The following is a 22,113-nucleotide window of genomic DNA, read 5'->3' as shown; positions in this document are numbered from 1 at the left end:
AGCAAAGCATCCAACCAAAATGATCCAATCCTACAAAAAGCGCCACGAACTCGCCGACTATTACGATACCATCCTCATCGGTTCCGGGATGGGGAGCTTAACGACGGCGGCTATTCTGGCCAAAGAAGGGCAGCGGGTGCTGGTGTTGGAGCGACACTACACTCCCGGTGGGTTTACGCACGTCTTCAAGCGTAGGGGGTACGAGTGGGATGTGGGAATTCACTACATCGGAGAGGTACAGCGGCCCAACAGTGTGATCAAGCGTTTGTTTGACTATATCAGCAACGACCAATTGCAGTGGGCCGACATGGGTGAAGTGTACGACCGCATCATACTGGGCGACCGGCACTACGACTTGGTTAAAGGGGTGAAAAACTTTACGGCACAACTCTCTGCCTACTTTCCGGAGGAAACAGCCGCTATCGAAAGATACGTCGACCTGGTGTTTGAAGCCAATAAGACCAGTAGGTGGTTTTATATGGACAAGGCCCTGCCACGATTCTTAAGCAAGCTGTCGGGGCGTTTTTTGCGCGGACCATTTCATAAATTTTCCGACCAGACGACCTACGAGGTTTTACGTTCCCTCACTGATAATGAAGAACTCATCCGCGTGCTCAGTGGGCAGTATGGTGATTATGGTTTGCCACCCAAGAAAAGCAGTTTTGTGATTCACGCCTCGGTGGCGCGACATTACTTCGGCGGCGGTAGCTTTCCCGTGGGTGGCTCCTCGCAGATTGTGGAGACTATCGATCCGGTCATCGAAGCTGCTGGTGGAACGATTCTTGTGAGTGCTGAGGTCGCGGAAATAGTGATAGAAGGTAATACGGCCACCGGTGTGCGCATGGCCGACGGCAAGGTGCTCACCGCCAATCGCATCGTCAGCGGCGCGGGGGTGATGACGACGTATCATAAACTCTTGCCCGCCGCCGTGGTGAAGGAGCACCAATTGTTGGAGCCTCTGCAAAAGGTGGAACGTTCCGTGGCTCACGCTTGTCTGTACATTGGCTTGCACGGCAGCCCCGAGGAACTCCAATTGCCCAAGACCAACCTCTGGATCTATCCCGGCGACCTTGATCACGATGCTTGTGTGGATCGCTATTTGGCAGATTTGGATCAGCCTTTTCCTGTAGTGTATGTTTCCTTTCCTTCGGCCAAAGATCCGGATTGGAATCGTCGCTACCCGGGGCGCAGTACGATTGATATTATCACGCTCGTTCCTTACGAAGCTTTCGCCAATTGGGAAGGCAGCCGTTGGATGAAAAGGGGCGAAGATTACGAAGCCTTCAAAGAACGGATAGCCCAGCGCCTGTTAGCGGAATTGTACGAACAAATGCCGCAAGTGGAAGGCAAAGTAGATTGCTACGAACTGTCGACACCACTGACGACCCAGCATTTTGTCAATTACGACAAGGGAGAAATCTACGGCCTGGATCACAGCCCTCAGCGTTTCCGACAACGTTTTCTTCAACCCCGCACACCCATCAAGAACTTCTACCTCACGGGGCAAGATATTGTGACCGCCGGGGTAGGAGAAGCGCTCTTTTCGGGTGTACTCACCGCCACGGCGATGACCGGGGTGAATGTGCTGGACAAGGTGATGAAGTAGGATGGGGTTGACACTGCCATATCATCGGCGTAGCCAGCTACCAGTCATGATCGAGCTGCTGGTCGGAAGATCAGTGGGATAGTTCGGAAACTAACATGCGCTGTAAATCAGGTTTCGCGGGCTTCAGTACGCACTGGGTTTTACTACGAGTAGACTCGTTTAAATGTGCTCCAAGTGCGGATTGAAGCCCTACGTTTGGAATCCTTCTCAAAAAAAACAAGAGCGCACCGACGAAAAACACCTCGGAGAGGTGAAATATTGGAAGAAAGTAATAGGCAACCGATGAAACGACCTCGGGAGAGGTCGTATATTAAGAATATATCATTCTCCTCCTTTTTGATGCTTTCTGCCCCATCAGCCAATGTGGATTAATATTCGACCTCTCCCGAGGTCGGTTTAACTCCAATAAACATGGTTCTACCAATTTACGACCTCTCCGAGGTCAAAACACATAAATATGCCCCAACCGTAGGACGGAAGCCCGCGCAAATTATCTCAGGTTCCCTCACTCCAACATCCTATCCACATTCATCTTGTAGATCTTGCCAATGGGGATTTCGAAATCCTGGATAAAAATGCGGTTCCCTTCAATGCTATTGATCCTGTTTTTAGCGACCGCAAATGACTTGTGTACCTGGACGAGTTGTTCAAATTGGAGGCTGGTCAGTAATTCCGATATTTTCTGACGGACGGAGATGGTGTTTGCTGTGGTAATGATTTTAGTATAGTTACCGGAGGCTTCCAAATAGAGAATGTCGCTGAGGTTAACCTGCAGGTAGGTCTTATTGCTACGCAAAAAGATGCTGTTTCCGACAGCGGTTTTTGATGCCAGGGTAGGGGGACCAGTGGGCGTAGTATTGACGACCTTATTCAAGGCTTTCAAGAAACGTTCAAAACTAAAAGGCTTCAGCAGATAGTCGACCACGTTGAGTTCGAAGCCTTCGAGGGCGAACTCTTGATAGGCTGTCGTCACAATAATTTTGGGTGGTGCCGCCAGGGTACGTAGAAAATCAAACCCCTTTAGCTTGGGCATGTTGAGGTCGAGAAAGATGAGGTCAACAGGTTGCTGCCGCAGGCATTCCAACGCTTCGATAGCATCGTAACAATTTTTGACAAGTTCCAGATGAGGCAACATATCACAATACCCCTTGATGATATCATGAGCAATGTGTTCGTCATCTACAATGAGGTACTTGATCATAGTTGGTCAATAGTTAATACTGCACGGTAGGTATTGGCGGTTTTTAGCGTGGATAAGTTATGCTTTTTTGGATAAACCAGCTCTAGCCTCCTTTTGAGGTTGCGTAGACCCAAGCCTGTTGGAGTGCTTACCTCTTCTTCATCAAAGTTGTTTTCTACGCTGAAAGCTATGCTGTTGGCCGTGGCTTTAAGACTCAGGTGTACGTAGGCATTTGCCCGGAGATTTTCGACGCCGTGTTTGAAGGCATTCTCCACTAAAATGATAAACAGGAGTGGCATAAGTTGGAGTTGATCGTCTTCAATCTCCGTCTCAAATTTTAGGTCAATTTTCTTATGATAACGCATCTGATGGAGGTCGAGGTAATTCCTCAAGTAGTCGACTTCTTCGGCGAGCGAGACGCGCTCTTTTTGACCATCATAAATACTGTAACGCATCATGTCCGACAGCTTTAGAATAAGTTGCTGGGCCTTTTTTGTGTCTTTGTCTACCAAGCCGTACAGGTTGTTGAGCATGTTGAAAAAGAAGTGCGGGTTGACCTGGCTTTGGAGATGCTGTAGCTCGGTTCTGTTCTTTTCTGTTTTTAAATTAAGAAGGAACCTTGCCTGTTTGAAAAACCATCGCGTAAATAGAAAAAACAGCGAACAGAAGTACAAGAGGATGGCAACGCCGAATTGGTCTTTATCCGTAAAGTAATCTTCTCCAATGATCAATAGGAGGCCATTTCCTATAATAAACAGCCAATACATCCAGGGAGAGAACCGCGATTTTTCGTTCTCCATTACACCAGGTGTTGCATTGGTGGTTTGGGTAAACTGATCGTACCCAAATACAAATAGGAAGAAAAGTAACTCGACAAAAATTATTACAAAAATGATAGCGTGGAAATAAGATTCTATAGCGCCAATCAAAAACAAAGCACCAAGTATAAGCACCGCTACCCGGATCTCTTTTTGCCGCCACGACGGTGTAATCACCCTGTTTGCTCTTTTATTGATGAACCAAACTATGGTTAAGTACAGTAAGTTGGCAATCGCAGTCATCATAAAAAGTAGCCCCGATTCGATGCCAAACTCCATTAGTATTAACGAACTGACCATTAGGAGAAAGGAAAGCCCGAGCCCGACCAGTGGTCGATTATAGTTTTCTATTGCTGTAGTCATACTCAAATGTAGCCGGATATAATTTCCCTCACAAACTATTTGATGAACGCCCCGCAACGGTAGCCGACCTTGCGTAAATGTGGGACGAAGTCACTTCATCACTCTGCTAGAATTTTGGATCACGGCCAGACACTTGTTCATCCCTGCGATTAGTTGCTAATGCGGACGGCCTTTACCTTGCCGCTATTGGGAAGCCTCCGGGAGAATTTTTCGGGCCACGGGCCGCCCATGTGTCCCGCTGGCGGCACCAATGCGCAGCGTCGAGGGTGGCTGCCCGAAGAGCGGAGGAGGGTAACCTGTCCATTAGGTCCACTCTCCGTGTCAAGGATTGGCACACCAACCTATCAAAAAAAAAACACGATGAAAAAACGAATCTTACGCTACCTTAAACACATCGGACTCACGATTTTGGTACTACTCGCTATCGGAGTGGTAATCCTCCTTAAAGAAAATGGCGCTGTCCATTACGGTGATAATCCCTTGATGAGAAACCTGGATGGGGAAGGCCCCTACCTTTTTTATGAAAATGATACGACACTGTCCGTCAATTACATCAGGGGAAATAAAGAGGAGGGTTTTTATGTCGATCAGCAGCTTTATCCAGCGGATTCTACTTTCTCGCTTACTTGTCCATTTCCGTTGGATGGTAGCAGTTTTGATATGGTCATCAAGGCAAAACACGAAATACCACCTGATATTTTTGAGGACGATCAACCCATTTTGGCTATTTCTGATATTGAGAGTGGCTACAGAACCTTCCGTGATTTTCTCATCCACCAGCAGGTGATTGATGTTGATCTCCACTGGACATTTGGTAAGGGGCATCTGGTGCTGGTCGGTGATTTTGTAGATCGGGGCTATTCTACGACCCAGGTACTTTGGTTTATTTACAGACTAGAACAGGAGGCCGCAAAACACGGCGGAAAAGTGCATTACTTGTTAGGCAATCATGAGTTGAAAAACATGCAAGGCAAATTCGAATCCAACTCGCCCAAGTACTTTGGTGTAGCCGCCATTTTGGGCAAGCAAATCCACCACTTGCTGGATGCCAACTCCTTTTTGGGGCGCTGGATGGCCAGCAAGAATACCATCGCGCTGATCAATGGTCACCTTTTTGTACACGGCGGGTTGCATCCGGATTTGGCCACCACTGAGGTGAGCTTATCCGAGATCAATGCCATCAACCGGGCCAATTATTACCTGCCTTATTTCCCTACCAGAGAAAAGGATGCCGCGCAGCTGTTGCTATCCAACCACACTGGCATCTGTTGGTACCGAGGCTACTTCCGAGAAGACCTGACCCAGGAACAAGTGGACGCACCGCTGGATAAATACAATGCCCAGGCAGTGGTAGTAGGCCATACCATCCAGTCAAAAGTCAAGCGTAGCTTTGCCGGCCGAGTGATCGGCATCGACGTCAGCCACCCCAAGGATTACCATAAAAAATGGCCCCACAAATCATCAGAAGGCCTGCTGATCAAGGGAGGGAAATACTACCGTCTTTTGCATGATGGGGAGAGGGAAGAGATTTGATTACGAATAGACCTTCGTAGTGATGCTTATTGCGATAAGCTAAAAATAGCGTTGAGAACAAAAGAAACAGGGCAACGGCTAAACCTTCAGGAGCTAGGAAAATATGCACAGCCACAATATTTACAACAATTGGGAAAATGACAACTACTGCCAACGGTACAAACCGCCCAGTGAGAAAGGCAATTCCACAAATCAACTCGATGGCTTTGATAAGTGGTACTAAATAGCCGGAGGCTTCTAAACCGTCATTAAAGGTTTTCATGTCTCCTGTCAACTCCGGGGCAGGAAACAGATTTAAAAAATAGGCAACAGCTCCGAAAACGAATAGTGCTCCTACCAGAATACGAATGATGATGGTGGTTGTTTTCATTTATTATTACATTTTAAAGTTAAACATCCAATTGATTCCAAATTGATCGGTACAACTTCCGAAGAAAGCTCCAAAAAACATGTCTTCCAAAGGCATAATAATCTTTCCTCCTTCAGATAGTGCATCAAATAAACGTTGAGTTTCTTCGCGGGAATCTGGTTCGAGGCAGATGTGCATATTGTTGCCTTGTTCTAAAGTAAACCCCATTTCTTTGGGAGCATCGGTTGCCATTAGCACATGGCCGCCTAGAATAGGGAGTTCAGCATGCAGCACCATTTTTTTGATATCTTCAGGTACGGGAGCTTGCCCTTGTTCTTGAGGAAGGTCGCCAAACCTTTGAATGCCATTTCCTGAAAATTCTGTTTTGAAGACAGATTTGTAAAACGTGAATGCTTTTTCCGTTGTTCCAGGAAAATTGAGATAAGTAGTTACTCTGGCTTGGCCATCTGTTTTCAAATCACCCATCAATTTGAATTTTTGTTTGATAAATTCATCCAGGTGTTCAAAAGCTAAACTCAAACCTTCCTTCATGCCCATTGCTATGACTTGCTTCAATTGTTCTTCGGAGGCATATGCTGTTTCGATCTTTACGGTAGTTTGATTTTCGTTGGCGACAAACTGATTGACGAAGGTGGCTACTGGAAATTCTTCGTTTATCAGACCGTCACTGTCACAAAAAGCATCTTCGCCGGAGAAGGAAGTAGTGGGCGCAATACTTGTATAGGTGGTTATCCCCCAATGCTCTTCTCCTTCCGGCCCAATCATCGCATAAAGACGAGTGCCCCCTTCTTTAAAAGCCATTGATTTGGTTTTGGATTGCCAGGGTTTCGGTGCCCACCATTGATCTAGTAGTTCGGCTTCTGTCCAGGCTCTCCAGACGAGTTCCAGGGGAGCATCAAAAGTTCTTGTGACCGTTAGTTTGTTTTGCTCAGCGGTGAAATTTGTTTTATTCATTTTATTTCTTGTTTTGTGATTTTAATTGGTCTAATAAGTCATCCAGGTTGCTGAATCGAGCTTCCCAAATTTCTTTAAAAGGTTGCAGCCAATCCGCTACCTCCGCTAATTTTTGTGCTTCCAAATTGCAGTAGCGTTCTCTGCCTTCTTGCTTTATAGAGATGACCCCACATTCTTGCAAATATTTCACATGCAGCGAAACGGCTTGCCTGGTCATGTCAAACTTTTCCGCCAAAGCATTTACATTATGTGATTCTTTGGTCAGGGACATGAGAATCCCTCTCCTGGTAGGGTCTGCTATGGCATTGAATACATCTCTTCTCATGGCTGCTGGTTTTGTTGTGCAAGTAATTGCTTGCAAATATATACGCAAGTTTTTACTTGCACAATAGTTGCTGTGAAAAAACCTGCAATTTGGATTGTTTTTTTAAAAAAAGTAAGCTAAAGGAATTAGACGACTGAATGGATGAACAGAATGCTCTTACGCTGTTTCCTTCTCTAGCAAACAGTATGATAATACATAAATGCCAGGAAAACATCTATTGCCGCGAATAGAACGGCGACTTTTACCCAGATTATTTCTCGATAAAAGCCATTGGAATAAACTGAAACAAATCACCATCTTACGCCCCCCAAATCTCAAAATCTCAAAATCCCATAATCCTACAATCCTACAATCCTAGTCATTTCCCGCATATTCAACTCCCGCGCATACTCCAAAAAGTACCGATGCGCTGGTGTAAACTGAAACAGATCGTCATCAATACGCTTGATGAGCCCGCGCCGCGCCAGCAACTGGTAAAACTTCTGCCGCTGATGAGCATTGCGCAAGCGGTCGGTAGCTTCCATGACATTGTAGTAGGACGATTGCTCAAAGCGATCTTCCCATTCGGTAATGGAGAAGGTGTTGAAAGACAAAATTTCCAGCAAATTCCCATCCTGGTGATCAAGCTCATAACAGAGGATGGCCAGGTAGACACAGATCGAACGCGCCACATTATCGACGTCCTTACTGCTCTTCAACAGCGCGTAATCGGCCGTAATACTTAGGTCTAGCCGGAAAGACGCGTGGAAAAATTTGGTGTAAAAATCCTTGTTTTCCCGTAAGGACAAAAAAGCGGCTTCCCCCTCCAAGAGGAAACGCCCTTCGGAGAGTAATGCTTTGACAATTTCGTAATGTTCTGGTGGATAGGTCATGGTTGCTCAGGTTTTATCGTCACTTGGAACAGCGGCAGGATATAGTGTTGCTTATTGAGCTGCACGCGCTGCCGCTGGCCGCTGAACACCAGTTCGTATTGCTCTTCGGAGCTAAAAAGCAGACTCGTCAATTCAAAAAGATCACTTTCTTGCCGTTCGGGTGGATGGTCGGCTATGGCTTGTAGGCACCAGGTGAAAAAGTCGTTGATCGGTAAGGCTGCCTTCAGCCGTTTGCGGTAGAGCTGGCGATCCAGCAGGGGCGTTTCTTGCACCACGGGGCCTTCCGATAACTTGATGCGCGAAGCTTGCCGGTGCTGCCGAAACTGCTCCATGTAAATCTTGAGGTCGGCCGCCGTTTGGTCACCAAAGATATTTTGCGGGTTCCGCTTGGCGAAGTCGGGAACGGTCATTAGCAGCGGGCGCTCCAAAAAGACCAGCCAGCCGCCCAGCACCTCACTCTCCCGCTTGATGCGCTCGATGAGGGGGGTAAGCTCCCGGCGGATAACGTCGCTTTCGCGTTGCAAGCGGGTGTTCACTTGCCGCAAGAGGTTGTCCAACTGCTCGTAGCGCTCAATGACGGAAGGCGGATAGCTGGCCATCCGATCCAGGTTGATTTCGCGGCCAATATTTTGTAGCAGTGAAGCGATGGAGTTGGCATCGTTCAGGTTCACAATCCGATTTAGCGGATCGATGTATTGCTCAATCAGCAGGCGTGCTTCCTTGACTCGCTCGGAGTAGGTCATCTGCTGGCGGTTCACCTTCAGGCGCTGACTGCGTTTGAGCAGGGTATAGGTGTTGTTGGTGACGTTGTCCAGAAAACTCTGCACCTCGTTGTAGAGGTGTTCCAACCGCAGGCTACGGGTCTTGTCATCCAGGTTGGGGCGGATGGTCAGCAGCTCGTAAACATCTTGTATAGAGGTATGGTAGCGCCGCAACTGTTCCGGCAACAGCGGCTTGAATTCCTGCATCAGGAACCCTAGATAAGCACCTACTTCTTCCGCCAGACGGTAGTCGTCACCCACGGGGCGCATGATCTTAAAGGCCGACAGCCGGCGCGTCACAATGTCCCCCTTGTGGCGCGTCACCTCGTCGAAGCTCTCCGCCGGAATGATGTTTTTCTTGAGCTGGATGCGGTACAACTGGCTCAGCGCCTCGAAGTTGTCTTCGATAAAGCGCATGATCGTCCTGGGCTCTGCTTTCAAGATCATAGCGCTGGATTTCTTTCGACATCGACGTAGTGTTTTCCTTCCTCTACCACCAAACGTTTGTTGGACATGCGGTTGATGAGCACGTAGCGGTCAAAGCCTTCCACCATCTCTGGCGCAGCGAAAATGGGGTAGAAGTGGTGTTCCCGACAAAAATCCACCAACTGTGGGCGGTTCTTACCATCGATGGTCGCGATTTCATCAATGAACATGACGATGCGGTTTTCGGGGCTCAAATCCACCAGGCGGCTGATCACCTGCATCACGATCACGAGACGCAGCATCCGGTCGGTACCGTCGCTTTCTACCTGCTTGCTCAGGTCGACGGTTTTCTCTTTGCCAGCAATGGTCAGCTTAAGCTGTAAGCTGAACAGGTCGCTGAAATCAATGTCTTTGCCTTGCTCAATGTAGCGCCGCAAGACGGTAAGGCCACCCCGTTCGCCTCCAAAAAGGCTGTTGCTGCTCAAGTCCAACTCCCCGATTTTTCGCAAGTCGGTTTGCAGGCGATCATTAGGTACCAGCTCGATGCGCAAGGCTTCGATATTGGAAATATGCAACTTGGCCAGACTCCGATTAAACTTCTGGTTGATGAAATCACGGAACAAGCCATACTGGTGCAAAAAGTCGGAGGCCGGATTGGCAAACCGCTGCCCAATACTATCTACCAGCGAGTCGATGACCTTTTCCTGATCATCCAGTCCTTTATAAGCCTGGTCGGTTTCTTCGATGAAGGTTGCTTCATCAGCGGTTTCAGAAAGCAAATCCCGCCGCAGGAATTCAAAAGCACTACGGGTACTGTTGAGCAACTCTTTGAGTTGCATATAGCGCTTTTCCAGCTCATTGAACAGGCGTTCCAGGTCGGGTGGTGCCTGGCCGGTAGGGGTGTAAACCGTTTTTTGCGTGTCTAGCTGGAAACTCTCCAGCTTTCGCAGCCAGTTCATAATGCGTTGCTCGCGGTTTTTGTAGTCCCGCTGCTTTTCTCGCAGAAGTTCTTGCTCCTGGTTGCGCAGACGCAGGTCTTCGGTCAGGCGGCGGCTATCGCTTTCCAGGGTTTCCAGTTGGGTCGCCTGCTCCTGCTGGGTAGCGACCTGCTCCTGGGCTTGGCTTTCCAATTGCGGTAAATTGGCAATTTGTTGCAACTGCGACTGGATGGTAGCTAATTTCTGTCGGTTGTCCTGAACTTCCTTTTCCAGTTCCGCTCGGTTTTGTGCGGCTTGCAGCAGGCGTTCATTACGGGTGAGTTTTTCTTGTTCTTCGGCTATTTCTGCGGCAATCTGCTCGGGGTTGGGCAGCTCCGGGAGCTTGAAGTCTTTGGGCAATTCCAACGCACCGTCAAAAAGCTTGACCAGTGTGTCGGTGCTGGTGATTTTTTTGCGCAAAGCCGCCGCATCCAAACGCGCCGTGGCGGGGCTCAATACGGCATTGAGCAGCTGTCGGTCTTCGTCTCTTTCAGCCAGGTGAAAGATTAGCCAATTGGCGAGGTTGTCGCGCTGCTGGCTCAGTTGGGCAATCCGCTGTTGAGATTTCGCAATTCGCGCTTTCAGTTCGGCGGGGCTAATTTTCAGTTGCCCCAATTCCGTTAACTGAAACTGCAGGTTGTTGACGGCGGCCTGGATATTCTCGCGGCTATTGTGCAGAAAATCTTCCGTAGGTAAGGCCTTGATGTCTGCGATCGACTTTTGGATGCTTTCCAACTGCTGTTGTCCGCTGCGCTTTTGGGCTTGCAGTGCGCCGATTTCGCGCTGCACTTCCTGGTATTTGGCCTGGATACGCGCCAGTTGCTCCTGCCCATTGAGGAGGTCTTCCTGGTAGCGGTGTTGATTGACTTCCATCTCGGCACGTATCTGCGTCGAATGAAAGCGGAAAGCCGCGGCCATCTGGTTGAGTTCTTCCTGGTCGCTGGCCAGCCGCTGGTAGCCGTCGCGGAATTGGGCAAATTTGTCCTGGTTCTTATGGAGCAGGTCGGCCTGCGCCTTCAGCTTGCGCAAGCGTTCAATATCGGAGAGGTTGATACCGCTGTAGCTGAGTTTGTCTTCGCTGCGGTGATCGGCTAGCAAGAGAATCTCGCGCAATGCCGTATCATCAATCAGGCGCGTATCAATCAGGTAGCGATACAGTTTACTAAACCCTTCGGCGCCGCGCCCGTGTCCACTGCTGCGTAGCCAGACCGCCGCGTCGTTGGCTTTACCCGTATGGTAGACCGTGCGAAAAATCTCCGGATTGTTCTTGAGTATCGTCAATTTGATCCCCTGAAGGAGCCATTTGCGCCGCAGCGCACTCAGACTGAGCGGTTGGAGGCCACCGTCTTCTTCTTCAAAAAATAAGCCCCGTTCGTAAGCGTGTTCCAGTCGGCCGTAGCAGGCATTACCGCCGCCATCGCGCCATACCAGGATGCAGTATTTGCGCCCCCGCTTGCTGATTTCAAAGACCACAAAGCTATTCTCCGCGGTGGGGAAATAGTATTCCATGGTGGTTTTATCCGCCGGTTTGCGCCCCATAAAAGACATCCGCTTGCGGTTGATCACAAACAGAAAATTGAGCGCATAAATCATCGAGCTCTTGCCCACGTTGTTGCCCCCCACGAGCTGCATGGCATCGCCGTGGCTAAAATCCAGTTCGGCCAGGTCGTAAGTACAGGCCCGGATGAGAATAAGTTTTGCTAGCATAGGGTGGCAAAAGTAATAAGTAATTTGTTGGGAAGGAATAAGCAGGGGAGTATTCGCGGCTTCTAGCTTGTGGTAGAGGTCTATTTCGTTGTTACAGAGACCGTTATTTATTGTTTTTGGAGCCATACGGTAGGGCCGTCCCTGCGTCGCGCTACAGGCTACGCCTTGCGCGCTGGTTTAGCTCCATCCTCCGGCTCCTTCCTCCCGAGGAAGGAGTGACGCAAGGTAATCTACCTCTGCTATATTCTACTGCCCTTTTGTTCGGCGTTGGCTGTGCCTGCGTCGGGATGTCCGCAAAATTCCGTTTTCGTATTTGCAGGGACCGATCCACAGGATCGAGGGAGAATAGCCCTCGCGGCGAAGGTAGCCTTCCCCTGTCACTGCGTGACCCTCCCTCGAAAAGAACAAAAAAGTACAATTCTTTCCCCTCAGAACCCCATCATCGCTCCACAAGTCCCATAGCTGATCACCAGGTAGACGCCAGCAATAATAAACAAGGTCTTTGCGGCTTTTGGCTTGTTGTTTTTGATGGCTAGGCCGATGATACCTAGCACAATAGAAGGCAGGTGCATGATCAGGAAAATGATCAAAAATATGCCGCCTAGATTTCCTACTTCGAGTAATAGCATCATGCTTGATTTTGGAGGGTTTTCAAATAAGCCAGTTTATCATCGCGATAAAACAGGTTCATGGTCTCAAACGGGATGATTTTGTTGTCTTTGTTCACGATGTGAACACAGGATTTTTTGATCGCCCGCACATCGAAATTGTAAGCATCAATAAACTGCATGATGATGACCCGGAAGAGGTTGTCGTACCCCAGGTTCGGCGCATCAATACGAGGCAGGCAGCACAAGATGGAATGCAGGTTCTCACTGGCACTGTCCACCGAGTTGCCAGTGGAGAAGAGCTCAATCATCTTGCCGTGTAGCTGCTCATCTTGCTCGTAAATGATGGTGTTCTTGCTGTTGTCCAGCAGGTCGACGGGATTGATGTAGCGGGTGAGGGGCACTACTTCGTCGCCTAATTTGAGAGCGTAGCCCATGACGAGGGCATCCGGGTTGCAGGGCACGGGAATGAGGTCGTCGGCCTGAAAAACATTGGTTTGTTCCAGGATTTTACGGCGTACTTCCGTGAGGGTGATGCGATCCGTTTGGGCATCAAAGTTTTCCAGTCGCCCGGCTATTTGGGTGGGCTGCAGGGTAACACCCCGCACACATTTTTGCTTTAAAGCAAAGTCAATGATCTTGCCAATTTCATCGTCATTGAGGTTTTTCTGTAGGGTGACGACCAGCGTGGTCGACAGGTTCAGGGCGTTCAGCCGGGCCAGTGCTTCTTCCCTTATTTTCGTAAGATTGGCCCCGCGCATGGTTTCCAGTACCTCTTTTTTGAAAGAATCGAACTGAAGATAGATTTCAAAATCGGGCTGATAGCTGGCCAGCCTTTCGACGAAAGCCTGGTCTTTGGCAATCATGATGCCATTGGTATTGAGCATCAGGTGCTTGATGGGCAGCGACTTGGCGTAATCCAATATTTCGAAAAACTGCGGATGAATGGTTGGTTCGCCGCCGCTGATTTGCACCACGTCGGGTTCCTTTTCGTTCTCAACCACCGCGTCTAGCATGGCTTTGATCTCGTCGAGGGTGCGATGCCGCCCGTAGGTAGGGGAGGAGCCCGCATAACAGGTAGGGCAGCTGAGGTTGCAACGATCGGTGACCTCCACCACCGTGAGGCAGGAATGCTGCTCGTGGTCGGGGCACAAACCACAGTCGTAAGGGCAGCCGTAGTGAGTCGCGGTATTGAACTTATAGGGCGTCTCGGAGGGCTTGTTGTAGTTGCGGATGTTTTTGTAGTAAGCAATATCGTCGGCGATCAACACTTTGCTGCGGCCATGTTCGGGACAGCGCTTGAGCATGTACACCTTCTCGTCTTCAAAGACAATTTTGGCATCAATCCGCTTGAGGCACTGCGGGCAGAGGCTGAGGGTGAAGTCGTAATAGGTGTAGTTTCTGGTAGGCATTTGTTAGTTTTTAATAACGATCTTCTTATGGTCAAAGCAAGCTTATCGAAGTGTTCTATTTGATAGAACACGGATTAAACGGATTAAACAGGATCAGCACAGACTTTTTGAAAAGAAAACCGTGTCGACCCGTTTTATCCGTTAGATCTGTGGCCTATCCTATTAGTCCAGGCGATTAGGTGATCTTGATTTGCTGCGTTGCTCTATTTTATAGTACACAAAACAAATTACACATAACCACTGAATACTACTCAGCCCCAACACAAAGAAAACATTGGGCTTGAGGAATTCCAGCAAAAAGCGGAAGCCGAAGTAGGACAACATGAACAGTTTGAACAACATTCCACTTTCGAGGTCTTTTGTTTCGCGAAAGCGTTTTAGCAACCAAAACAATCCGGCCAGAAAGACCAGCTCGTACAGGGCGAGGGGATGCCGCAACAGGCCATCGCCGAGGTCCATGCCCAGCGGGAAGGTGGTGACTTTGCCGTAAGTGAATTCTTTGGTGCCCATCAGGAAACAGCCAATTCTACCAATGAAAATTCCCACGATAATGGGAAGCGTAAAGAGGTCGCCCGAGGACTGTTTTTCGCCAATGATCTTTTTAGCGAGTTCTACTCCTAGTAGTCCACCGAACAGGCCGCCCATGATGGTCTTGGTATTCATCAATTGTACGAACTGTTCGGCAGAAGAAATCAGGACAGGGTTTTCTAGGTAACCCACCAGGCGAGACCCTAGCAAAGCCCCAAAGATGGCACCGATGATAATGGATAAGCGATTGTCGGAAGAGATAGTGTCTTCTTGCCGCTTACGCAAAAAAACATAATAACGGAAGGCCAGAAAAAACGCCAAATACTCCAAAATGAGATGGACGTTGATGGTGATGCCGGCGAGGGTGGGTTCGTAGGGGAGGATGGTTAGATTGTTTGTTGATGGTTGAAAGTTGAAAGTTGATTGTTGTTTGTTGATGGTTGATGTTGATGGTCATGGTACCCTTACACCCTTCCATCAAAAAACCTTGCGGCTGGAGCGCACAAAATAGCAATTCCTGCCGTTGAACCTCTGAATTTTTTTTACCTTGAAGCATCTTGTATTTCATTACCGAAAAACCTTTACGATGGTATTACGCTTGCTATTCCTATTGTTCATTATTGCTTTTGTTACGCCACATACCCTTGTTGCTCAGGAGATTAAAAACCCAGAAGCAGTAAAGGAACAGATCACCGAATGGCGCGGCCTCATACGCGGCCCTTACCGCGATATTCGCTGGTTTTGTAGCGATGGCACCGTACGTGAGCCTAAAGACCCCTGCCCAAATGATAAGGATGCCATCCAGCGTGCCCGCCTATCGCCGGAGCTGATTCGTTACGGCAAGGATTACCATTTCTTCCCGGCCCAAATTCTGGCTGGTGGTGAAAAGGCCGACTTCTGGGATGCTTCCTACCAACAATCCAGACTGAAGCAGTACCAGATCGACAAGTACTTGCAACTCAATGACAATGGTTGGATACTGGAGCGTGGCCAATACTACCGGGGGGCTTTCCAGATCGAAGACGAGCAAAAATGGGGTAAGGATTTCCTCATCTGGGCCCTGGCCGATGAGGACAAATTGACCGAAAATTTCTTCCTCCTCCGGCAAGCCGTGCAGCGTATCCCACACCGCGAAGATACTCCCGGAACCATTGATATGCGGGCGCTTTCCAAAATTTTGTCCGAGTCCTACACCAAGTTCATGGACCTGCGGGTAAAAATACATGGCCAGCCTGACCGTACCGATTTGGCGGCGGTACGTGCCTTCAAAAAGGAACACGAAGCCGCTTTCAAGCCTGATCAGCTACAAACCATGAACGAGCTGATCGAGGTGATGGAGCAACATTACAGCTTTGATCGCTACGAAGAAATCAAGCAGCAATTGAAAGGCCTCCCTGCTGATCATCCACTGCGGGGAAAGGTGAATGACTACCTGGCTTATTTTCATAAAGACAGCCCCGACATTGCGCACATCTCGGCTACCTCCGACCTGATGCGGGATATCCGCGATGAAATCATGAGCTTGTCGCGAGGATCGTACCGGTTGGCGGCCATGGACATCAGCCTGATGCTAGAGCAGGTGCTTTACCGTACGGCGGGTAAGCAAAAAAAGCCAACCGTCCTGGAGCAGCTGGAAGAAATTTGCTACCTGGAGCAAGCCACCGCGGCCAGCGGCTACCTCGCACCCTGGGAATGGTACCGCTACTCTTCTGACCAGTGGTCGGTGCCAGACAGTACAACGATGCCACTGGGGGCTTTGCTGTTCAGTGCTGAGCAGTCTCGCCGCTTGTTGGAATGGTCGACCAACCTGGCGCGTTCCCTTTACGGAAAAGAATTGGAGATGTTTACGAGCATCGAACCCAAGGCGCGCACCTTCATCGACGACCTGATTCGCTCTTCGGTATTGTTGCCGTTGGGGATGTCGGTAGAGCGTCTGAGTGCTTTTGCGGCGGCGGAGGCCGATCTGAAAAACGATATTGCGGCCTTGAGCAATCCGTCTACGATGCGCGGCCTGAACCCTGGTTTTGCCAAAGGAGAACTGGTGGTCATCGACGAAGCCAGCGAAGACATGGAGATTGATCCCAAGAAAATCTACGTTTTTGATCACCCACCTGCCGACCTCAAGCCTGTCGCGGGCATTGCTACCGTCTCCGAAGGCAACATGGTTTCCCATGTGCAGCTGTTGGCGCGCAACCTGGCCATCCCCAATGCAGTGCTCAGTGAAGAAAACCTCAACGACCTGAAACGCTGGAATGGCGATGAAGTCTTCTACGCGGTCTCCCCTGGTGGCACGATCATCCTGAAGCCCGCCAAGAAGATGTCGGACCAGGAAAAAGAACTATTTGCCGTCAAGGAGCGCAGTGAAGAACGGGTGACGGTGCCCCTGGATAAGATGCAATTGGAAACCCGCCGGATTATCAATTTGCGGGAGTTGAACGCCGCTTCTTCGGGCCGTTGGTGTGGCCCCAAAGCTGCCAACCTCGGACAGCTCAAGCAGATGTTTCCCGAGCAGGTGGTAGAAGGTTTTGTGTTGCCTTTCGGCTTGTTCAAAGCCCACATGGAGCAAACCATTCCGGGGCGCGACCTCTCTTACTGGGCGTTTTTACAGCAAGGGTTTAAAACGGCTGAGCAAGAACGTTCGGCAGGTAAAAGTGAGGCGGAGATTGAAACCAACTTGCTCGCCCATCTCGGAGAACTGCGTACCATGTTGGAGACCATTCCTTTTTTACCTGGTTTTCAGCAAGAGTTTCGCGACTCATTTGCCCGTATTTTGAACCAGCCTTTCGGCGAATTGCCTGTCTTCCTGAGGAGTGATACCAATATGGAAGACCTGAAAGACTTTACCGGCGCTGGCCTGAACAAGACCATCTTCAACGTTCGTGACGAGCAGAAAATCTGGCAAGGTATCCGCGAAGTGTGGATTTCGCCTTATACTGAGCGGAGCTTCAAGTGGCGGCAGCGCTACCTCAACAACCCCGAAAATGTCTACCCCTCGCTTTTAGTAATTCCTGGGGTCAATGTTGATTATTCCGGGGTGGTGATCACCCAAAATGTCAGCAATGGCCGTTTAGATGAGATCACCGCCGCCTTTAGCCGTGGGGTAGGAGGGGCCGTCGATGGCCAGCGTGCCGAAACGTACACCATCTTTCCCACGGGACACATTGCCATGCTGAGCCCCGCACGGGAAGTCAATTACCTTTATCTGCCCACAACTGGAGGAACGAATAAAGGCGTTGATCCGCTGGCGAACCCCCTGCTCAACCTGCGCAACCTCACGAGCATCAAAAACCTTAGTGATTTTGTCGAAGCCAACTATCCTCGGGAAGAAGGCAGTAAACCCATTACTTACGATATGGAAATGGGCTTCAAAGACGATCATTTATGGTTGTTCCAGGTACGGCCTTTTGTGGAAAACAAGCAGGCTGCCGCTTCCGGTTATCTCCAGTCTATTAACCCCCGTTACGAACCCTACCAAGCGGTAGATTTGACCCAAAAAATTTAATATGCTACGTTCTGTAATACTTTTGCTGGTACTGATGGTGAGTATACCATCCTTGAGTTTTGCTTATCCTATCGATGGCTACCTTTATACGGGGATTCGTCGTTTATTAAGACTTGAGCGCATTATTCTGGGCGAAATCGATGAAAAGATGCCCCCCAACGGCGCTTTACTAACGACGGAGCAGATCAAGCTCAATTTGTACAATGCTGATCATGGTCCAATGCTCGATTACCCAACGCCCGACCCTGCTTTACAAGAAACACTCAACGGGCTGTTTCCCAACCTCAATGAGAGTTATTCCGTAGCCTTACTCGACGTTACCCCAGGACGCCCCATTCGCTACGCAGACCGGCAGCCTACGCGTGGCTTCCAGCCAGGAAGTGTTGGCAAGCTCGCGGTTTTAGCCGGCTTGTTTTGTGAACTGGAAAATATCTATCCTTTCAATTTCGATGCGCGTATAGCTTTGCTCAAAGAGCGGGTTGTACGAGGTGGTCCTTTTGCTGTGTACGATGAGCATACCGTTCCTTTTTACGAATTGGACGGGGGGAAGTATTACAAACGACAGGTAAGGGAAAGCGACGAGTTTAGCCTTTTTGAATGGGCTGACCACATGGTTTCTGTGAGCAACAATGGTGCTGCTTCGGTACTTTGGCGCGAAGTGTTGTTGATGCGCGTCTTTCAGTCGGAGTATCCTTGCCTGAACGAAACGGATGTACAAGAATACCTGAAAAACACCCCCCGTAAAGAGTTGATGGATTTAGCTATCGACGTGGTAAGCTGTCCACTGGTTGCGCTGGGTATCGACCCCGAGGAATGGCGGTTAGGGCTGATGTTTACCCGCGGTGCCAGTAACATTATCCCCGGGCAAGGGGGGAGTATTGGTAGCCCCAAGGGCTTGATGAAATTCCTGATCGCGCTGGAAAGTGGACGGGTGACGGATCCTCGCTCCAGCCTGGAGATGAAGCGCCTGTTGTATATGACGGATCGCCGAATTCGCTACGGTACTTCCGAGGCCTTGGATGATGCCGCCTTGTATTTTAAATCGGGTAGCCTTTACAGTTGTGATCCCAACAAGCGTGGGCCCTGTGGCAAATACGCGGGCAATCGCTTCAACTACATGAACTCAGTAGCCATTGTGGAGCAACCCGAAGGTGCGAAATACATTGTGGTATTGATGAGTAATGTGCTTAGCAAAAACTCCAATTTCGATCACCGTCGTCTGGCGGGCCAAATTGACGCTATTGTCAGGCAGGAGCAATAGTATCCAGGGTTTCCTGGGCGATCGTCCTTAGAAGCGGTTGAGTAGAAGCCGTCAACGGTCTCACAATGGCAGCGTAATGGCTGGCTTGGTCCTGGCGAATCAAATTGAGCAAACTAAGACTGAGTTGATGGTCGTTGAGGGCAAAAATCTCACGGTAGCAGGTTTCCTCTTCCAACAGCTTTACCGGGAGTGATTTTTCCTTGCTATTGACGGAAAGATCCATGACGACCAGCTCGGCCACCGGCAGGATAAGCTTCATGAGGGAGGGTTCGAGCAGGTTTTCTAAAAACTCCAAGGCACTGCTTCGCTGTTCTGGGAGACCATCTTTGAGGTTGATATAAATGGTTAAAAAGTCACTAGAAGAATAGCGCAGGTCAAGGAGGCGGAAGATGCGCTCGATGTTGCGATCAAGGCGTGTTTCCAGCAGTTCCAGAAGGTTGCGCCGGGCGTTGCGCAGGTGCTCTTCATCATTGGGATAGGCTTGTAACTGTGCGTAAAGCAAAGAAAGCATGCGCTGGAAGAGGGAAGCTTCCTCTAAAAGCTGCCGTTGTAGTCGTTTGCGATCAAAACGAACTTGTGGCCACTCTGATTGGATTTTACAAAGTGCATTAATCGCTTCATCCCGGATGGTCTGGTCGGAAGAATTGAGCTGATCAAGCAAGAATGCCACGCCACGCGGACTGGGAAGGTTGGCCATGATGCGCGGCGCCAGATGCAGTTCCTCGGGTGACTCTCCCCTTAGTTTCTTTTCAAGAAAAGGGAGTAGGATGTCTTCATCAAAAGTGGCAAGAATTTGAGAAACCATCAAGGCATGGTCTTTTTTCAACTGCTCCCATAAAAATGGTAAAAAGCGTTCCTCTTTCAAAATGCCCATGGCGTGAAGGATGCCTTTCGAGACATCGTAGTTGGCATCAGGGAGCCACTCTTCTAGCTTGTAGTAAAAATCGGGTTCCCGGGCCGCCTCGATGGCGCGTACCGTAATAAGTTGCAGCTCGTCTCGATGGGTACCCATTGGCAACATACTTACGGTAGCAATCATGGTTTCAAGCCGATTTTTGATGTTCAACTTTTTCCATAAAACAGGGTTTCCACTTACTTCGGCGACCAAAGTAAGGAGTGCAACATCGGCCAGGAGTGCATTCTCATCATCCAGAAATTGTACCAATTGCTGTAGTTGCTGATGAGGTTGTCGGCGAACGAGGTAAAAAAGCGCTTCGACCTTGACGGAAATAGAAGGGTCGTCTTCCAGCAGGTTCATTATTTTTTTGTCGATACGCACCCTTTTATAGTCTGTCAGGCAAGTGATGGCGCGTACTCTGATCTCTGAGTGAGGATGATCAAGCAGGTGAACCAAGGGTTGTTCAAAAATGTCCTGTGGTCCAATGGCCGGTAATTTTTTCAAGACGTAAGTCATCTGACTAACACTACCTTCTTCCAGCAATCTGGCCATTCCAGGCAAGATTTTGTTTTTTTTCAAACTAAGCCCCGGGACAACATCGGCTATGTCCCGCTTGTTGAGCCGTAAGCGAAAAGTATTCAAATAAGCTTTTCCTAAATGATAGGTCACCCACACCCAGGCTAATAAAAAAACGATGGTGAGAAGGGTGACTGCTTCCGTAGGCAGCGCCGCGCCTCTCACAAAAAAGATGAGCAGTAAACCACTTATCCCGGTGGCTATGCTATCGACAAAAACATCAATGAAGGTTTTGCTGAATTTCTTCTCCGCATTAGGCAAGGGTAAAAGCAAGAGCTCAAAGGCCGATTTATGCAGGGATTGTTTAAAGCCGCCATCGATGGCACGAGCAATGACAACCGCCCAAAGGATGGGGAAGAACAAGAGTACAATCATTGCCCCTAGCAAGCCCAGCGGGAGCATTTGTAAACTTCTACTAACACCTATGTTCTTAAGGGCGTATTTGGTAAACAAGACCTGCACTCCCAACGATAATAAGCTGATGGTCGACAACCAAAAGCCAAAGAAGGCAGCAAGGTCTTCTACGTCACGGTATGCTTCCAGTGCAAAGCTACTGTATTGGTATTCAACAAGTTTGGCTACAATGACCGCCAGAAAGACGATGCCTGCGACCAGGTGCAGGTAGTGCGATTGACGAAAATACTGAAAAGGATACCAAAATTCTCGCCAAATGACCGTCAATGAGTTGACTTCTTCCGTTTGTGGAACATGGGAGAATCGGCGCAAGTAAAGGGCTGATAGGAAACAGGCACCAGAAAGCGCTGCGGCCGTACCAAGCAAGGAAGCACTGCTGAGGAAAGTCGCCAAAACACTGGTGAGGTAGCCTCCGAAAACCCCGCCACTGATGGCCGCGACTCCTACCCATACAAAGAGCCGCTTGGCTTCCCTTATTCCAAACAGCTCTCCGGCCAGCAGATAGACCTGGGAAACGGTAATCACGCCGAAGAGGTTGCTCCAAACGTAGAAAATGTACAACTGTCCACGTCCAGGCTCGCTGAATTTCAGCAAGAGCATAAACCAGAGTGTAATACCAGCCGTGACAACGTGGGTAAACTGGATAAGTGTAGTGAGGGCAAAGCGCTGGCTGAGCACCGAAAATACCAGTGTGCTAACCGTGGCAGTGACGGCGACCCACAAAAAAGCTATTGGGAGCTGTGCAGCACCTAGCTCGGCCAAAAACAAACTACTGGCAGTAGATTTCAACAGAATGAGGTTCGTCAGCGTCAGAAACATCAGCAACAACAATGGGAACAGGCGGCGGCCTTCTCCTTCGTGCAATTGCAGCTTCATTCTAAGCTGGGGAACCGACATGGGGAAACGCAATTTGTGGGGTTTGGAATCGAAGATTATAGATCATCATTATTACAGGCCGAACCTACGGAAATTCTTAAAAAATCAACAGCTTTATCCAGTATACGTCAGAAATTAATAAGGAT

16 protein-coding genes are annotated in these 22,113 nt (G+C 49.2%); 4 read left to right on the top strand and 12 right to left on the bottom strand.

Annotated features, from left to right (window positions below; translation table 11 throughout):
- Positions 1-19 precede the first annotated feature (19 nt).
- On the top strand, positions 20-1,606 hold the full coding sequence (locus tag AB0L18_RS00755; RefSeq protein ID WP_367390676.1) for a phytoene desaturase family protein: 1,587 nt from the start codon (positions 20-22) through the stop codon (positions 1,604-1,606).
- Positions 1,607-2,111: 505 nt separating this feature from the next.
- Here the strand turns inward: AB0L18_RS00755 and AB0L18_RS00750 are convergent.
- A complete protein-coding gene (locus tag AB0L18_RS00750; RefSeq protein ID WP_367390675.1) occupies positions 2,112-2,807 on the bottom strand; it encodes a LytR/AlgR family response regulator transcription factor in 696 nt (231 codons plus the stop codon).
- Positions 2,804-3,967, bottom strand: coding sequence for a sensor histidine kinase (locus tag AB0L18_RS00745; RefSeq protein WP_367390674.1), 1,164 nt, complete (start codon positions 3,965-3,967; stop codon positions 2,804-2,806). The genes AB0L18_RS00750 and AB0L18_RS00745 overlap by 4 nt, the downstream gene beginning before the upstream one ends.
- A 360-nt stretch (positions 3,968-4,327) precedes the next feature.
- Here AB0L18_RS00745 and AB0L18_RS00740 point away from each other — a divergent pair, with 360 nt between their 5' ends.
- On the top strand, positions 4,328-5,500 hold the full coding sequence (locus tag AB0L18_RS00740; RefSeq protein ID WP_367390673.1) for a metallophosphoesterase: 1,173 nt from the start codon (positions 4,328-4,330) through the stop codon (positions 5,498-5,500).
- Here AB0L18_RS00740 and AB0L18_RS00735 read toward each other — a convergent pair.
- From AB0L18_RS00735 to AB0L18_RS00695, 9 genes are all read right to left on the bottom strand, one after another.
- Positions 5,445-5,870, bottom strand: a complete 426-nt coding sequence (locus AB0L18_RS00735) for a DoxX family membrane protein (protein ID WP_367390672.1) — start codon at positions 5,868-5,870, stop codon at positions 5,445-5,447. The two genes, AB0L18_RS00740 and AB0L18_RS00735, sit on opposite strands and share 56 nt — an antisense overlap.
- Positions 5,871-5,876: 6 nt before the next feature.
- Positions 5,877-6,824 carry an SRPBCC domain-containing protein gene (locus AB0L18_RS00730; RefSeq protein ID WP_367390671.1) on the bottom strand — a complete coding sequence of 316 codons (948 nt, stop codon included), beginning with the start codon at positions 6,822-6,824 and terminating at the stop codon, positions 5,877-5,879.
- Position 6,825: 1 nt separating this feature from the next.
- Positions 6,826-7,149, bottom strand: coding sequence for an ArsR/SmtB family transcription factor (locus AB0L18_RS00725; RefSeq protein ID WP_367390670.1), 324 nt, complete (start codon positions 7,147-7,149; stop codon positions 6,826-6,828).
- 338 nt (positions 7,150-7,487) lie between these two features.
- Positions 7,488-8,021 (bottom strand): hypothetical protein, encoded by a 534-nt coding sequence (locus AB0L18_RS00720; protein ID WP_367390669.1) that lies wholly within the window; start codon positions 8,019-8,021, stop codon positions 7,488-7,490.
- Positions 8,018-9,229 (bottom strand): hypothetical protein, encoded by a 1,212-nt coding sequence (locus AB0L18_RS00715; RefSeq protein ID WP_367390668.1) that lies wholly within the window; start codon positions 9,227-9,229, stop codon positions 8,018-8,020. The genes AB0L18_RS00720 and AB0L18_RS00715 overlap by 4 nt, the downstream gene beginning before the upstream one ends.
- Complete coding sequence (locus AB0L18_RS00710) at positions 9,226-11,892, bottom strand: hypothetical protein (protein WP_367390667.1); 2,667 nt, start codon at positions 11,890-11,892, stop codon at positions 9,226-9,228. The genes AB0L18_RS00715 and AB0L18_RS00710 overlap by 4 nt, the downstream gene beginning before the upstream one ends.
- Positions 11,893-12,320: 428 nt before the next feature.
- Positions 12,321-12,524, bottom strand: coding sequence for a hypothetical protein (locus AB0L18_RS00705; protein WP_367390666.1), 204 nt, complete (start codon positions 12,522-12,524; stop codon positions 12,321-12,323).
- The gene (locus AB0L18_RS00700; protein ID WP_367390665.1) at positions 12,521-13,912 is read right to left on the bottom strand and encodes a radical SAM protein; all 1,392 of its coding nucleotides are present in this window, start codon (positions 13,910-13,912) and stop codon (positions 12,521-12,523) included. The genes AB0L18_RS00705 and AB0L18_RS00700 overlap by 4 nt, the downstream gene beginning before the upstream one ends.
- Positions 13,913-14,074: 162 nt before the next feature.
- Positions 14,075-14,788, bottom strand: coding sequence for a prolipoprotein diacylglyceryl transferase (locus tag AB0L18_RS00695; protein ID WP_367393198.1), 714 nt, complete (start codon positions 14,786-14,788; stop codon positions 14,075-14,077).
- 238 nt (positions 14,789-15,026) lie between these two features.
- On the opposite strand from AB0L18_RS00695, the gene AB0L18_RS00690 reads away from it, so the two are divergent.
- On the top strand, positions 15,027-17,942 hold the full coding sequence (locus AB0L18_RS00690; RefSeq protein ID WP_367390664.1) for a PEP/pyruvate-binding domain-containing protein: 2,916 nt from the start codon (positions 15,027-15,029) through the stop codon (positions 17,940-17,942).
- Position 17,943: 1 nt separating this feature from the next.
- The gene (locus AB0L18_RS00685) at positions 17,944-19,203 is read left to right on the top strand and encodes a serine hydrolase (RefSeq protein ID WP_367390663.1); all 1,260 of its coding nucleotides are present in this window, start codon (positions 17,944-17,946) and stop codon (positions 19,201-19,203) included.
- On the opposite strand, the gene AB0L18_RS00680 is transcribed toward AB0L18_RS00685, so the two are convergent.
- Entirely contained in the window at positions 19,187-21,988 is a 2,802-nt protein-coding gene (locus tag AB0L18_RS00680) for a hypothetical protein (RefSeq protein WP_367390662.1), read from the bottom strand. The genes AB0L18_RS00685 and AB0L18_RS00680 overlap by 17 nt on opposite strands.
- Positions 21,989-22,113 lie beyond the last annotated feature (125 nt).

This window comes from Lewinella sp. LCG006, from assembly GCF_040784935.1.
GTDB lineage: Bacteria > Bacteroidota > Bacteroidia > Chitinophagales > Saprospiraceae > Lewinella.
This window is presented reverse-complemented; position numbering and strand designations above follow the sequence as displayed.

Bases quoted from the DNA above. Each gene is read 5' to 3' on its own strand.
- AB0L18_RS00755 (WP_367390676.1), top strand. From the start codon at position 20: ATGATCCAATCCTACAAAAAGCGCCACGAACTCGCCGACTATTACGAT.
- AB0L18_RS00750 (WP_367390675.1), bottom strand. From the start codon at position 2,807: ATGATCAAGTACCTCATTGTAGATGACGAACACATTGCTCATGATATC.
- AB0L18_RS00745 (WP_367390674.1), bottom strand. From the start codon at position 3,967: ATGACTACAGCAATAGAAAACTATAATCGACCACTGGTCGGGCTCGGG.
- AB0L18_RS00740 (WP_367390673.1), top strand. From the start codon at position 4,328: ATGAAAAAACGAATCTTACGCTACCTTAAACACATCGGACTCACGATT.
- AB0L18_RS00735 (WP_367390672.1), bottom strand. From the start codon at position 5,870: ATGAAAACAACCACCATCATCATTCGTATTCTGGTAGGAGCACTATTC.
- AB0L18_RS00730 (WP_367390671.1), bottom strand. From the start codon at position 6,824: ATGAATAAAACAAATTTCACCGCTGAGCAAAACAAACTAACGGTCACA.
- AB0L18_RS00725 (WP_367390670.1), bottom strand. From the start codon at position 7,149: ATGAGAAGAGATGTATTCAATGCCATAGCAGACCCTACCAGGAGAGGG.
- AB0L18_RS00720 (WP_367390669.1), bottom strand. From the start codon at position 8,021: ATGACCTATCCACCAGAACATTACGAAATTGTCAAAGCATTACTCTCC.
- AB0L18_RS00715 (WP_367390668.1), bottom strand. From the start codon at position 9,229: ATGATCTTGAAAGCAGAGCCCAGGACGATCATGCGCTTTATCGAAGAC.
- AB0L18_RS00710 (WP_367390667.1), bottom strand. From the start codon at position 11,892: ATGCTAGCAAAACTTATTCTCATCCGGGCCTGTACTTACGACCTGGCC.
- AB0L18_RS00705 (WP_367390666.1), bottom strand. From the start codon at position 12,524: ATGATGCTATTACTCGAAGTAGGAAATCTAGGCGGCATATTTTTGATC.
- AB0L18_RS00700 (WP_367390665.1), bottom strand. From the start codon at position 13,912: ATGCCTACCAGAAACTACACCTATTACGACTTCACCCTCAGCCTCTGC.
- AB0L18_RS00690 (WP_367390664.1), top strand. From the start codon at position 15,027: ATGGTATTACGCTTGCTATTCCTATTGTTCATTATTGCTTTTGTTACG.
- AB0L18_RS00685 (WP_367390663.1), top strand. From the start codon at position 17,944: ATGCTACGTTCTGTAATACTTTTGCTGGTACTGATGGTGAGTATACCA.
- AB0L18_RS00680 (WP_367390662.1), bottom strand. From the start codon at position 21,988: ATGTCGGTTCCCCAGCTTAGAATGAAGCTGCAATTGCACGAAGGAGAA.